This window comes from Deinococcus marmoris DSM 12784 (genome assembly GCF_000701405.1).
Lineage (GTDB): Bacteria > Deinococcota > Deinococci > Deinococcales > Deinococcaceae > Deinococcus > Deinococcus marmoris.
In genome coordinates, this window is record NZ_JNIV01000030.1 from 16,187 (window position 1) to 30,527 (window position 14,341).

Annotated in this window: 10 protein-coding genes; 1 reads left to right on the top strand and 9 read right to left on the bottom strand. The window is 65.7% G+C overall.

Features of this window, described 5'->3' with window-relative positions; all coding sequences use genetic code 11:
* Positions 1–26: 26 nt before the first annotated feature.
* From Q319_RS0109010 to pulA, 4 genes are all read right to left on the bottom strand, one after another.
* Positions 27–1,208 carry an ABC transporter permease gene (locus tag Q319_RS0109010; RefSeq protein WP_034414417.1) on the bottom strand — a complete coding sequence of 394 codons (1,182 nt, stop codon included), beginning with the start codon at positions 1,206–1,208 and terminating at the stop codon, positions 27–29.
* Positions 1,209–1,423: 215 nt separating this feature from the next.
* On the bottom strand, positions 1,424–2,344 hold the full coding sequence (locus Q319_RS0109015; protein WP_029481993.1) for a glycine betaine ABC transporter substrate-binding protein: 921 nt from the start codon (positions 2,342–2,344) through the stop codon (positions 1,424–1,426).
* 202 nt (positions 2,345–2,546) lie between these two features.
* Positions 2,547–3,155 (bottom strand): AAA family ATPase, encoded by a 609-nt coding sequence (locus Q319_RS0109020; protein ID WP_029481994.1) that lies wholly within the window; start codon positions 3,153–3,155, stop codon positions 2,547–2,549.
* Positions 3,152–6,196, bottom strand: coding sequence for a pullulanase-type alpha-1,6-glucosidase (gene pulA, locus Q319_RS0109025; protein WP_245619070.1), 3,045 nt, complete (start codon positions 6,194–6,196; stop codon positions 3,152–3,154). Before pulA ends, Q319_RS0109020 begins: the two co-directional genes overlap by 4 nt.
* 87 nt (positions 6,197–6,283) lie before the next feature.
* On the opposite strand from pulA, the gene Q319_RS0109030 reads away from it, so the two are divergent.
* Positions 6,284–6,475 (top strand): hypothetical protein, encoded by a 192-nt coding sequence (locus Q319_RS0109030; RefSeq protein WP_029481996.1) that lies wholly within the window; start codon positions 6,284–6,286, stop codon positions 6,473–6,475.
* Between the two features lie 66 nt (positions 6,476–6,541).
* Here the strand turns inward: Q319_RS0109030 and galK are convergent, their stop codons facing one another.
* From galK to Q319_RS0109055, 5 genes are all read right to left on the bottom strand, one after another.
* A complete protein-coding gene (gene galK / locus Q319_RS0109035) occupies positions 6,542–7,573 on the bottom strand; it encodes a galactokinase (RefSeq protein WP_029481997.1) in 1,032 nt (343 codons plus the stop codon).
* Entirely contained in the window at positions 7,560–8,666 is a 1,107-nt protein-coding gene (galT, locus tag Q319_RS0109040) for a galactose-1-phosphate uridylyltransferase (RefSeq protein WP_029481998.1), read from the bottom strand. Before galT ends, galK begins: the two co-directional genes overlap by 14 nt.
* The gene (locus Q319_RS0109045) at positions 8,663–10,159 is read right to left on the bottom strand and encodes a glycoside hydrolase family 36 protein (RefSeq protein WP_245619072.1); all 1,497 of its coding nucleotides are present in this window, start codon (positions 10,157–10,159) and stop codon (positions 8,663–8,665) included. The genes galT and Q319_RS0109045 overlap by 4 nt, the downstream gene beginning before the upstream one ends.
* The gene (locus Q319_RS0109050) at positions 10,152–12,161 is read right to left on the bottom strand and encodes a beta-galactosidase (RefSeq protein WP_029482000.1); all 2,010 of its coding nucleotides are present in this window, start codon (positions 12,159–12,161) and stop codon (positions 10,152–10,154) included. Before Q319_RS0109050 ends, Q319_RS0109045 begins: the two co-directional genes overlap by 8 nt.
* A gap of 111 nt (positions 12,162–12,272) precedes the next feature.
* Entirely contained in the window at positions 12,273–14,333 is a 2,061-nt protein-coding gene (locus Q319_RS0109055; RefSeq protein WP_081845957.1) for a beta-galactosidase, read from the bottom strand.
* Positions 14,334–14,341: the final 8 nt, after the last annotated feature.

Sequence of the window (14,341 nt, forward strand, 5' to 3'; positions counted from 1 at the left end):
TTTGACCCTTAAACCGCGCCCGCGCCTCATCCCCGCCCCCACTGCCGGGTCAGCAGGACTTCCAGGCCGCGCAGCAGGGCGTCCACGCCAATCGCCAGCAGCGCGGCGGGAATCGCGCCCAGCAGGATCAGGTCGCTGGCCGCCGTTTGCAGGCCGCTGAAGATGAAATAGCCCAGTCCACCCGCACCGATCAGTTGCGCGATGCTGGCCACACCCACCAGCAGCACCGCTGCCTGCCGGATGCCAGACAGCCACACGGGCAGCGCCAGCGGCAACTGCACCCGCCAGAAGCGCTGGTTGTCGGTCATGCCCATGCCACGCGCAGCGTCCAGTGCGCCGGGTGAGACGCCACGCAGGGCCACTAGTCCGTTCCTCAGCACGGGCAGCAGTGCGTACAGGGTCAGCGCCGTCAGCGCTGGGGCCGTGCCGATGCCGCTCACCCCCACCTCGCGCAGGAACGGGAACGCGTTCGCCAGTGCGCCCAGCGGCGCGATCAGCAGGCCCAGCAGCGCCAGACTGGGAATGGTCTGGACCCCATTGGCAAAGCCCAGCACCGCCTCCGCCGCGCGGGGCCGCCGCGACGCCCACACGGCCAGCGGCGCACCGATCAATACTGCCAGCCCCAGCCCCGTCAGCACCAGCTTCAGGTGCTGCCCCACCTCCTGCAAGAAGCGGGCTTGCTGGGCATCCAGCTCGCGCAGCACGGACCAGTCGGCCAGGTGTCCGGTCAGGGCCAGCACAATCAGAACCGGAACCCACAGCCACGCCAGCCATCTCCACGAGCGCTCCGGCAGTGTCAATTGACTGGCCCCGTACACGGCAATGCCCGCCCCCAGCAACCACACCCACAGCCCGCTGCTGGCGCTGGCCCGCGCAAATTCCGGCTGGTCCAGCATGGCGGCGGTCATCTGTGACCCCAGCAGGTAAAAGCCCAGCGCCAGGGCCGCGCCGCTCAGGAGGGGCGTCAGCCGGGGCCACAGCCGCGCCGAGAAGGGAACCGCCAGGGCCAGTATCAAGCCAGCCACCATCCACAGCACGTCCAGCCGCAGGTATTCCCCCGCCGCCAGACGGTTGGGCCGCAGCAGCGCCCACGGCAGGAAGGAGGCCACCAGCATCAGCGCGCCGCCCAGCCAGAAGATCAGTTGCACATCCGGCTGGGCGGCTACGCGGCGCGGGTTGGCCTGCGGAGACAGGGTAGAGGTGGTCATGCGTTCAGAACGGTCAAGAGGAAACTCCTCGGCGTTGGGATCAGGGGCACAGGGGCAGGGGCGGGCAGCAAACATTCCCATCATTGAGGAGGACGGGGTGCTTTACGGCCCCATCCGCTTTACCTCTTGTTGAAGGATGAAGAAGAAGGCATAGAAGAGGGGCGGTGGAGTGCCGCTTGCTCCGGCCTCTCCACCGCCCACGCCGCGAACTCTGCTTACTTGATCAGGTTCTTGGACTTCAGGTATTCCTGCGCCACGGCCTGCGGGGTGCGGCCTTCCAGCGCCACCTTGGCGTTCAGTCCTTGCAGGGTGCTGGCGTTCAGTCCTGCGAAGACCTTGTTCAGCGCCGCTTCCACCTGCGGGTTTTCCTTGAGGGTGCTGGTGCGGATGATCGGCGCGGGCTGGTACACGAACTGCGCGCCCTTGGGATCGGTCAGGGCCACCATGTTCAGGGCCGCCAGTGTGCCGTCGGTGCCGTAGGCCATCGCTGCGTTGACGCCGTTGGTGCCGTTAGAGGCAGCCTGCTGCGCCTGAGGAGGCGTCGCTCCGGCCAGCACCAGCTTCTGATCGGGCTTGAGCTTGAAGTCGTAGGCGGACTCGAAGGCCGGGAAGGTGTCGGGGCGGTTGAAGTACTCGGGGCTGCCCGCGATCTTGAGCTTGCCGCCCTTGTTGACGTATTTCGCCAGATCGGCCACGCTCCTGAGCTTCTCTGCGGTGGCCAGCTTCTGCGGCACCGAGATCACCCAGGTGTTGTTGACGTTGGCGGGCTTGAGCCAGGTGATGCCGTTCTTGCTGTCCAGTTGCCGCGCCAGCCCGTAAATGGTGCCGGGGTTCCCCGCCTGCTTGGCCGTGATCTTGGACGCCGGGAACAGGTAGACCGCGTTGCCGGTGTACTCGGGGTACACGTCAATTTCTCCGGCCAGGATCGCCTTGCGGTTCACGCCGGTATCGCCCAGATTGGTCTTGTCGGTGGTCTCCAGGCCCGCGTTCTTGAGGGTCAGGAGAATCATCTGCCCCAGAATCTGCGCCTCGGGATCGAGTTTGCTGCCCACGATAATGGGCTTGGCGGCAGCGGCAGCCAGCAGTGACGCGGCCAGCACGGCCAGGGTGGAACGGGTTAAGGTGGATACTTTCATTGAAAACCTCCGGGGAAAATTCAGGGGGATGTGGAACCGTCACCGAGTGTATTTCGGTGTTCCAGATACGAAAGAAAGGCTAACGCCAGACAGAGGCAGGACTTTGTGCCTCTGTCTCTCATATCTCTCAGACTGGGATGCGGGGGCTGATCCACGTTTTGCCTTTCCCTCAGCCAGCCTTTATGCAGACAATAAATGTCCGCTACAGTCTCTGTTGATTTTCGGCAGGCGTAAGGCTTCGAGGCTGCGCTGCACCACGTTGCCAGATGAATTCCAGAATGTTGTCCAATGCAGGCTCATAGCCGCTGGCGGTGTCCACGGTCATGCTGGGGATGTCCAGTTGCACAGGCTGCTCGAAGTGCGCCCAGCGGGATGGGTTTTCCTCCATCTGCCGGAAGTTATCGGCGTCCGTGTAAGCCGGGTGGCTGCGGCGGCCCACGCCTGCGCGACTGCGGAACCGCTCGTGGCTGACCGCTTTCGGAACCGCGCAGTGAATGACCACCGCGTCGGCTTTCGGCAACAGCGCCCCGATTTCATCCGCACCACGCCTGCTGTGGACGCTGCCCTCGACCACCACGCTCAAGCCCGCGTTCAGCAGGGCATCCACCGTGGCGTAATACGCGGCCCAGTGCGCCCTGGGAACCTCGGGCAGCAGGTCCGGCTGATCCTGCCAGAGATTCCAGAGCCGAACCTGAAAGTCGTCGCGGGAGAGGAGGACGAAGCCCAACTTCTCCCTCAACGCCGCCGCCAGCGTGGTTTTGCCGCTGCCTGGAACCCCGGTCACCAGCACCAGCAGCGGCTTCTGACTCATTTGCCGACGAACACCGCTGTCGTCAGGCCCGGCACGGTCACGCTGCTTCCAGCGTACTTGCTCGTCTTGACCACGCTGTCCGTGCTGGCCGCCAGGGCCGGATGCAGGCTCAGGTTCAGGCCCGCCAGTTTCGCGTCCGTCATGGTCACATCCTTGCCGCTGCCGTTGAAGACCACCACGATATTCTTATACGGGTTGCCAGCACTGACCGCGCCGCTGAGTTTCATGGCGATCACGCCGGGAAGCTGTCCGGGGCCGGTGTTCAGGAAGGTCAGGTTCTGCTGCACCTGCGCTGCCGTTCCCATGCGGAACAGCTCAGAGGAATAGCGCACCCGCAGGAATTCGCGGTAGGAGTCGGAGGCCCGCCGGATGTCTGCCGGGCTGGGTTTCAGCGTTGCGTTGCCCAGAATCGGGCGGTACAGGGTCCAGTTGTCGGCGTTCTTCTCGGCGGGGGGCAGGCCCCGTCCAAAGCCGTTGGTCTGGCCCGTCCAGTCGATGGTATTGAACCAGTCACCGCTGTTGTAGCTGTCGGTGTCGAAGCTCTTGGAACGCAGCAGCTCGTCGCCGGAGGTGCTGAACGGCAGCCCCTGGCCCAGCAAAATCAGGCTGCCCGCGAGGTTTTGCATCCGCGTGCGTTGCGCCCCTGTCGCGTTCTGCGGGGCCTTGAGCAGCACGGCGTCAAACAGGGTCTGGTTGTCGTGGGCGCTGGCGTAGTTGATGGTTTCCTGTGGGCTGGCGGCGTATCCGGCGGGTGAATCGCCGTACTTGATGTCCGCGCCCGTGACCGTCTGTCCCGCCGCGTTGGTCAACCTGTAGTCGCGCAGGTTGCCCGTCAGGCCCACCCGGATCAGGTCCGAGAGTTGCAGCAGCTTGGCCGTGTCGGTGTTGCCGTTCTGGCCGTTGGGCAGGCCCACCAGTCCGGTGGCAAAACCCTGTTCCTGGAGGCCGCCAAACGGATTACCGCCGCGCACCGCGTCCCGGATACGGTCATTGAAGGTGCCGATGCCCTGGCCGTACATGTTGATCTGCGTGGCATTCACGCCGCGCTTGTTGCCCTGGACCTCGCCAAAGTCCCAGCCCTCGCCGTAGACGTAGAGCTGCTTGCCGTCCACACCGTCTTTCTGTACGGTCAGGGCGTCCAGGGCGGCCCGCACCGCCTTCATGTCGGAAACGAGGTGGTGGCCCATCAGGTCAAAGCGGAAGCCGTCCACCCTGTACGCCTTCGCCATCAGCACCAGCGTGTCGGTCATCAGCCGCCGCATCATGCTGCGTTCGGTGGCGGTGTTGGAGCAGCACGTACTGTTTTCCACGCCGCCGTCCACGTTCAGGCGGTGGTAATAGCCGGGCACGATCCTGTCCAGCACGCTGCGCCCCTCCTGTCCCGCCGCGTTGGTGTGGTTGAACACCACGTCCTGAATCACGCGCAGGCCAGAGGCGTTCAGCGCCATGACCATCTGGCGGTATTCCTTCGTGCGCTCGTCCGCCTTCACCGCGTAGCTGCCCTCCGGCACCATGTAGTGGTACGGGTCATAGCCCCAGTTGTAGGCGTCGGCTTCCTTGATGGCCGTGACGGCTTTCTGCTGCTCGTCGCTGTTGGGCGGGAATTTGCCCAGATCGCCCGGTGACTTCCACTGCGACTTGTCCTCGTTGATGGTGGCGATATCGAAGGTGGGCAGCAGGTGGATGGCCTTGAGGCCCGCGTCGGCCAGCGCTTTCAGGTGCTTCATGCCGTCGCTGCCGCTCTGGGTGAAGGCCAGATACGTGCCGCGCTGGGCTGCCGGGACACTGGCATCGGCGGCGCTGAAATCGCGCAGATGCAGTTCGTAGAAACTGAGGTCATTGACGGAGCGCAGCGCAGGCTTCTTGAGGGCGTCCCACCCGGCGGGCTTGTGCGCGGCGTCGTTCAGGTCCGTCAGGAGGCTGCGCGTGCTGTTCAGGGTCAGGGCCACGGCATACGGATCGGTCACGAGGTTGGTCTCGATCTTGCCGGTGCTGGGGGCGAACACTCTGGTTTCAAACCGGTAGGCACGGTTTTTCCAGCTCGCGTCGCCCGCCGCCGTCCACACACCGCCCTGGTCACGGGTCATGGCGACCGTCTTCTCGTTCTTGCCGTCCGCGTCGCTGATTCGCAGCTTCACGTCCTGGGTGGTGGGTGCCCACACGCGCACGGTGGGTTTGTCCGCTGCCCACGTCACGCCCAGCGGCCCGCTGTAAGCGTACAGGTCATCCAGCGCCCAGGCGGTCTGCACCCCGGTCGCGTCCAGCACCGTGCCGTCCGGCATCACGGAGGACACCGCCAACTGCCCCTTCAACGCGGCCTCGATCCTGCCCCGGTCTTCCTGGCGCACGCGCAGCAGCGTGTAATTGGCCAGATACGGCACTCTGGCTCTCAGTTCGGGGGTCAGGCCGCCGTCTACCTCTTCCAGCGTCAGCGTCGTGCCGCCGTCCACCCCTGCCGGAGTCAGCTTCAGCGAGGCGTCGGGAGCGGTATGCAGGGTCAGGAACGCGCCCGGCTGCACGAATCCCGGCTTGACCGCCACCGTATCGCGCCCCAGCATGATCGCCTGTTGCTTCATCAGGTCGCCTGTCTGCCGCACGCTGGTGTCCGGTCTGGTGGTGTTCACCGCCGGGCTACCGCTGACGATCCACGCCTGGACGCCCTGCGCCGCGTTCAGGGTCTGGTCCGGGCCAGGGTCTTTCTCATCGCCCTTGTGGACGATAAAATTCAGTTTCTTCCAGTCGGTTTTCATTGGCACGTCCCAGTACACCCCGAAATCGCTCTTGCCCGTCTGGTTCAGCGGCACAGTCCACTCGGTGGGTTTGCCAACGTCTTCCCAGACGTGCAGGCCCCAGCCATCATATTTGCCGTCCGGGCGGTAATAGTTGATGCGGGCGGTGTTGGCGGGGACGGGTGGGGCGGCCACAGGCGGGGTCTGGGCCAGCAGAGGAGGCGGGATTGGCAGGGCGGTCTGCGCCGCTGCCGAGGCTGCCAGCGCGAGGGTCAGGAGTGCGGCCAGATTCTTCATCGCTGTGGGTTTCATGATTGCCGTCAGTGTAAAACGCTGTGGCTGAACCCGTCTTGGCCTTTGACACACCCAGCCGCCGGCCACGCCGCCTAACCTGACCGCATGACCGGACATACCAGTGATGAACACTTTGACGAAGTGCCCGAACACCACAGCGACGCCGAGAGCCTGCGTAAGATCCCGGCGCGTGACCGCAAAGACCCTGCCGTGGTGCAGGACGGCCCCGGCAACCCGGATGTGGGTTTTGAGGAACCGGAAGAACCGGCAGAGCTGCCTGGACGGATTTCGATCTGAATTCGGCGTGAGCAAAAAAGGGGAGGCTTCCAAACGGAATGCCTCCCCCTTGTTTTGCCCAGCGGATTACGGCACCACCACCTGCCCCAGCGTGCCGTAGTCGGCCAGCACCGCCGCGCCCACCGCCGCCGCCGTTCCTTCTCGCACCAGCGCTACCACCGCGCCGCCAAAACCTGCCCCCGTGATTCGCGCGCCGAACACGTCCGGCTGGGCTTGCAGCAGCGCCACCAGATCATCCACCAGTGGGTGAGACACGGCGTAGTCGTCGCGCAGACTGGCGTGCGTGGCGTTCATCAATTCGCCAAAACGGGTGGCATCTGCTTCCAGTCCTTCCAGAACTCGCGTGTTCTCGCTGACCACATGGCGGGCGCGTTCTTTCAGCGGTGAAGGCAGCGTTTCCACGACGCTGATGTCGGTCACGTCACGCAGTTCCTTGACCCCCAGCAGCCGGGCCGCTTCCTCCACCTGGGCACGGCGCTCGTTGTAGCCGCTCTCGGCCAGACGGCGCGGCACACCCGAATCCATCACCAGCACCTCGGCCCCCGCCGGAAACGGCACGGCGCGGCGTTCCAGGCTGCGGGTGTCCACCAGCAACATGGTGCGGGTGTCGGCCAGACTGCTGGCCAACTGATCCATCACGCCGCACTTGACGCCCACGAATTCGTGTTCCACCTGCACGCCCCTCAATGCCAGCTCAACGTCGTCCAGATCGAGGTTGTACAGCTCCCGCAAGGCCCGCAATGTCGCCACTTCCAGAGCCGCGCTACTGCTCAGGCCGCCGCTGGGCACCTCGCTGGAGATGTGGACGTTCAGCCCTTCCGTCACGCCGCTCAGCTTCAGGCAGCCGGTCAGGTAGGGCGCGAACTCGGTCCCCACCTCGCCCACCGGGACGCGCAGGGTCTTCTCTAGGTTGGCGCTGTACAGCACGTGACTGGGTGTTCCATTCCTGCCCAGGCCCACAGTGGCCCGCTGCGGAATGGCGGTGGGCAGCACGAAACCGCCCTGATAATCGGTGTGTTCGCCCAGCAGATTGACTCGGCCCGGTGCGGAGGCCGTGACCTCTGGCGCGTTTCCGAACACGTCTTCAAACGTCTTCAAGGGTCACCGCCCGCAGTTCCGCCGCCGCCACTTCGGGGAATTTGTCGTTGGCGAACTCGCCCGCGCCCTGCTCGGTTCCGGCCAGATATTTCATGCGGCCCGCCGCCCGCAGGTACGGGTAAAGCTCGATGTGCAACGGGAATTCGGGATGGGGTGCATCAAGCGGCGCTTGATGCACGGTCATCAGATACGGCATCCGCACGCCGAACAGCGCGTCCAGACGCAGCAGGGCGTCTTTCAATGTGCGGGCGAAGGCGTCGCGCTCGTCATGGGTCAACTCAGAGAGCAGGCCCACCGGACGCGCCGGGAGAATCCAGGTCTCATAGGTGTAGCGGGCGAAGGGCGGCACGATGCTCAGCGCCGCGCCCTCATCGTGGACGACGCGTTCGCCCGCTTCTCTTTCGGCAGCCACGAAATCGGAAATCCAGGCATTTCCCGTCTCGGCCTGATGCTTCTGTGCCATCTCCAGCATCCGCGTCGCCACGGGTGGAAGGTGGTCATAGGCGTAAATCTGGCCGTGTGGGTGATGCAGGGTCACGCCCACCTCCACGCCCCGGTTCTCGAAGGCCAGCACGCTCTTGATCACACCGCCCGCCGCGAAACGGGAGGTTCTGTCGGCCCAGACGGATAGCAGCAAGCTCATCTGCGCGTCCGAGAGATCAGAGAGTCGCCCCGCCGCGTTCTGGCTGAACACCACGACTTCACACGCGCCCACGCCCGCCCGCGTGTCTGCCGGGCCGGGCGGAGGCTCCGGGGCATTCAACGTGAGGCTGGGAAAACGGTTGGCAAAGACGGCCAGATCGTATTCACCACGCGGCAGTTCGGTGGGGTGTGCCGGGTCAGAGGTGGGTGCCAGCGGATTGTATTCGGGTGGCGGCAGAAAGGTGCGCCCCAGACGGTGTGCGGCGTACATCACCCACTCGCCGCGCAACGGGTGCCAGCGCATGACCGGGCGGGCGTCCACAGGGTCTGGGCTGGGGCTGGGAATCTCGGACGTGACCACGATGGGACGGAGGCCGTACAGGGTCAGCGGGCGGCCATCGGGCTTGGTGAACTCCTGCTGATACGTCTGGCTGGCGGCGGTAGAGGTCATAACGGCCATTTTGCGCCATGCGCGGGGATGTCACTGACACCCGAGTCAGTCAGGTTGAAGGTGGCCCGCGTGAAGTGCGTGACTGCGCCGCCAAAACTCTCGGTCAGGGTGAGGGGCCGGTCCGGTGTGCTGATCTCCAGACAACGGCGCAGCAGCGCCAGCCCTTCGGCGTCCAGCATGGCAATCGGGTCACTGCTGGCGCGCAGGCCACCCACCACGTCCAGCATGGCGGCGATGGCGTGGCGCTCAGTAGAGTTCAGCAGGCTCAGTTCGCGGCGGCAGATCGCCACGTCCGGGTCCGGTTGATACCACGAGTGCTGATACCAGCGCGAAAGGGACGTGTGCAGCGCGTTGCGGGCGCTGGGGCCAGTGGCGTCGCCCAGCCAGACCCGGCGCGATTCCTCGTCCCACAGCGGGGCCACGTCCGGCCCGGTCCGCATGGCGTCCACGATGCCGATGCTGCCCGCCAGCGGTGCGCCGCAGCCCAGCAGGAAAGCGTCGTCTCCCGCGCCGTCGCGCAGGGCCTGCAAGCCGTTGCGGTACGCCGCCGCCCGGCCCACCGACGGGTCGTGCCGCACCCCAGGCAGCGCCGCGCCGTACAGGAAGTCCAGCTTCAGGTACGGATAGCCCCAGCCCCGCACGGTGGCGGCCAGATCGCGCAGCCACTCCAGCACTTCGGGGTGCGTGGTGTCCAGCGCGTAATACGCACCGCCCCAGTTGTAGCCCACCGCCAGCGGCTTATCGTCCCCGCCGCGCAGCATCCACTCAGGATGGTCCTTGAACAGTTGCGAGGTGGGCGACGCCAGAAAGGGGGCCAGCCACAGCCCCGCCGTGAAGCCCAGTTCTTTCAACCCTGCCGGAAGGTCCCGCGCATGGCCCCCAAAATGGTCCGAGGCGGTGAACCAGTCGCCCAGACCCGCCTGAAAGCCGTCGTCCAGTTGGAACACGTCAAAGGGGAGCTTGTGTTCGCGGGCCAGCCGGGCGTTCTCCAGCATGGCGTCCAGCGTCACGTCGCGGTAATAGCTGTACCAGCTACACCAGACCCGCTGCGGCGCGGGCGTGCGGGCGTGCATGGTCTGTCCCAGTTCGGCGGCGCGGCTTTCCAGCGTGCCGATCACGTCGCCCGTTTCATCCCAGGTCAGCTCCACCTCCGGCCCCTCCACCGTGCCGGACACGCGCACCCTGCCACTGTCTACTGAGTCGCCTTCGGCCCGCGCTTCCCAGTGGATAAAACTGTTCGTGGCGTCCCGCGCTGCGCCCACCCAGCCGCCGCCGTCCGGGCGCACTAGGGCCAGCACGGTATGGCTGCGCCACACGCCCGCCTCGCCGCTGGGAAGGAAGGCCGGATCGTGGCCCTGCTCCTGCCGCCATTGCATCAGAGGCGTGGCCTGCACGTCGGTCAGCGGGCGCAGTTCGGCCTCGCTCCAGGACTGGTAGCCGCTGATCAGCACGCGCACCTGCGCCGGATTGACATCAAGGGTCCATTCAGACATGCCCATACTCCAAAACGGTAAAGCTGACCGCTTCCAGCGTTTGTCCGTTCCACTCCACCGCGTCCGGGTTCCAGTTCTGAAGCAGGACTTTCCCCGCCCGGCGGCTGAGGCGCACGCCACCAGGCAGAGGCGTCACGGTCACTTCCGCGCCCCTCAGCACTTCTGCCAGCACGCTGCCGATCAGTTTCTCGCTGTGTGCGCCGATCACGGTCACGCCGCCGTTGCGGATCACCGCGCTCTGGCCGTCCAGCGGGCCGCCGGAGTAGCTGTAAAGCGTTTCGGCGTTCTGCGTGCGGTAGCTCTCGGCCCAGGCGTGCGCTTCAAAATCGCCGCCGCCCCCGGTCACCTTCTGGGAGAGGGTGGGGCGCAGCGAATCGTATTGCAGCAGCTTTGCGCCCACCAGTTCGGACAGCGGGCCGAATTGCCCGTCCGCCCAGGTCTCGCCGCCCGGTGTGCGGAAGGCAGTGCGTGGGCCGCAGACCAGCTTCGCGCCAGCTTCCACCGCCGCCGTCCAGTGCGCCGCCCGCTCCTTGGAGACGAGGGTAATGGCGGGCGCGACAATCACTGCATAGCCACTCAAATCGGCGTCGGCGTGAATCACGTCCACATCCACGCCCAGGCCACGCAGCGCCATGTAGTAGGTCAGCGTCTGCGTCCAGTAGCTCAGGCTGGCGCTGTGTTTCTGCTGATCGTAGAGCCACAGACTCTCGTAGTCGTGCAGCAGGGCAATTCTGGCGGATACCTTGCCCACGGGGAATTGCGCGGTGTCCAGTTCGGCCACCTCCGCAAAGCCCCGGTCCGGCGTCTCGTCGTGCCTCAGCAGGCCAGAGTGCATGACCTCCTGCGCCATCGTGGCGGCCCGCCAGCGGAAATAGCTGACGACATCCACGCCGTGCGCCCAAGCCTGCGCGGTCCACAGTTGGACGGCTCCGTCGGCGGGCAGCGGGTTGAAGGGTGCCCAGTTGACCTGCCCGCACTGCTGCTCCATGACCCAGGGGCCGTTCGGTGTGCCCGCGCCGTCGCGTCCCAGCGCATTCTTTCCGCCCAGCAGGCCCCGGTACAGATCGTGATTGAAGGCGATCAGGTCCGGCTGCCCGGTTCGCGCAAAGTGCGTCTTCACATCGTCGCCGCTGCCAGACGGGGCAAAGAATTCCAGCATCCCCAGCGGGTAATTGTCCCAGGTCACAAAATCCAGACCCTTTGCCACCTCGTAGTGGTCAAAGCCAGTCTCAAAGATCATGAAGTTGTGCGTGACGAAACGGCCCGGCGACAGCTCCCGCAGGATCGCCACCTGCTCGGCCTGAAATTCGGCCACCATAGCCGAGGCGAAGCGGTAAAAGTCCAGCACATGCGACGGGTTCGGCTCCGTGACCGTCAGGTTGGGCGGTCTGATCTGACCCCAGCCGTCATATTCCATGCTCCAGAAGACGTTGCCCCAGGCCACGTTCAGAGCCTCCAGCGTGCCGTATTTCTTTTCCAGCCAGACCGGAAACGCCTCGGCGCTGGCCCCACCGTAACTGCGGGCCGTGTCGTGGCAGCCGAACTCGTTGTCGGTCTGCCACCCTGCCACCGCCGGATGCTCGCCGTAGCGCTCGGCCATCGCCCGCGTGATGCGGCGGGAATGCTGGCGGTAAATGGGACTGGCGAAGTCGTACTGCCGCCGCGAACCGAACTCGCGCACGCGGCCCTGCGCGTCTACCGGCAGGATCTCGGGGTGGGCGCGGATCAGCCATGCGGGCGGGGTGGGTGTGGGCGTACACAGCACCACGCGCAGACCTTCTGCGTGGTAGGCGTCAATGGCGGTGTCCAGCCACTCCCAGTCGTACTCGCCGGGGCGCGGTTCCATGCGGCTCCAGGCGAACTCGGCAATGCGGACGTAGGTCAGGCCCAGCTCTTTTTGCTGCTTTGCGTAGGGAACCCAGCGGTCCTGGGGCACATGCTCCGGGTAATCGCAGGAACCGAGCTGGAGGTGTGGGGTGAGGCCAGATTTTGGTTGGGTCATGGGAGTGTCCTGGGGAGGGGAGAGGGGTGTGGAGTTGAGAGTCAAGGCGTTTGATCCTCCGCGTCTGACTGCTGTCCGCGCCCATTTGTGACTGGCGCAGTCCGAACAGGCTCAGACTGGAGCGAGTTCGCTGGTCACGACATGCACGTCACTGGGTGCGACAGGGCGGTCATAGCGCACGAAGCGCGCTTCCAGCGGGGCAAGGTCCAGACGCGGGGCCACGTTGCCCGCGCCGCCCAGTTCGTGGCCGCCCTCGGGAAGCTGAAGGTGAAGAGTTTCAGTGCGGTGAAAATTGAGCAGGGTCAGCACGTGGCTGTCCTGGCTGCTGGAGACGCCGACATCCAGTTCCAGTGGCAGGTCACTGACAGCCACACCCGCCGCCAGAAGCGCGCGGCGCAGCACCCAGGCGATATCCTCGCGTTCAAAGTCGGCGGCGAGGTAGTACGCCCGCCCCTGCCCGAAGGCGTGTTCGGAGATGGCTGCGCCGCCTGCCAGATAGTCCCCGGTAAAGTGCGCCAGGGCCTGTGCGCCGCTCAGGTGCAATTTCTCGGCCCAGGTTCGGGTCTGCGTCTCCTGACCATCCTCCCGGCGCACGCCCAGCGTCGCGCCAGGGGCCAGCGGCAGCCATTCCTCTACCCAGGCCCCCAGCACGTCCCTGAGCATTGCCGGATAGCCGCCCAGCCCGATCTGTTCGTGTTCATCCACAATCCCGCTGAACGCTCCCAGCACCAGATGGCCGCCGCGCTGCACGAAGGCCCGCAGATTCCCGGCAGCTCCTGCCGTCAGCAGGTAGGCGTTTGGCACGATCACGGCGTCGTAGCCGCTCAGGTCACCCTCTGGCCAGACCAGATCAACGCTTTGCCCCAGGCTCCTCAGCGCCGCGTAATACTTCAGGACAATCGGCATCTGGCGCAGGTCGGCGCTGGGCTTGCTGTCAATCTCCAGCGCCCACCAGTTTTCCCAGTTGAACAGCAGGGCCACGCGGGTGGGAACGCCCATCTGCGCCAGCGGCCTCAGCCCACGCAGTTCCGCGCCCAGCGCCTTGACTTCCTGCCAGGTGCGGGACTTTTCCCCCACATGCGGCAGCATTCCACTGTGGTACTTCTCGGCCCCGGCCCGCGAGGCCCGCCACTGGAAGTACATCACGGCGCTGGCCCCGTGCGCCACGGCCTGGAGGGAATCCAGCCGCATCAGGCCGGGCCGCTTGGGGGCGTTGCGGGTGCGCCAGTTCACCGCGCTGGTGGCTTGCTCCATCAGCAGCCAGCGCTGGCCACCGCCCAGCGAGCGCACCAGATCGTATTGCAGCGCCGCCTCCACATGGCCCAGTGGGTCAGCCGGATCGGGGTAGGCGTCCAGGCTGACCACGTCCTCCCGGCCCGCCCACTTGACGTAATCGACGTTCTTGAGAAAGCCCAGGAAGTTGGTGGTCACGGGCACCTGCGGCGTGATTTCGCGCAGCACTTCCACTTCCAGTTCAAAGAGGCCCAGCAGGTTGTCGCTGGAAAAGCGCCGCCAGTCAAGCTGCTGGGCCGGGTTGGCATAGGTGGGGGCCTGACGCGGCGGCTGAATCTCGGCCCACTCGCCGTACTGCTGGCTCCAGAAGGCCGTGCCCCAGGCGGCGTTCAGCGTTGCGATGTCGCCGTAGCGTTCACGCAGCCAGACGCGGAACTGTTCGCCGCACAGATCACAGAAACATTCGCTGATGTGACAGCCGTACTCGTTGTTGACGTGCCACAGCCGCAGCGCCGGGTGATCGCTGTAGCGCCCGGCCACCGCCCGCACCAACGTCTGCACCGCAGACCGGAAGCCCTGATGGCTGGGGCAGTAGAGCTGCCGCCCGCCGACTTCCAGCCGCACGCCGTCCCAGGTGACGGGCCTGGCATCGGGAAACTGAACAAAAAGCCAGGGCGGCGGGCTGGCGGTGGCGGTGGCCAGATTGATGCCGATGCCGCCCGCGTGCAGCAGCCCCATGACCTCGTCGAGCCAGCCAAAATTGAAGGCGGCGTCCGGCCCCGGTTGCAGTTTGGCCCACGAAAAGATGCCCAGCGACACGAAGTTGACGCCTGCCTCCTGCATCAGCCGCACGTCCTCGCGCCAGATTTCGGGGGGCCACTGTTCGGGGTTGTAGTCGCCTCCGTAGAGGAGTTGATCGGGTTTAAATCCGTTGGTCATGCGGGTCT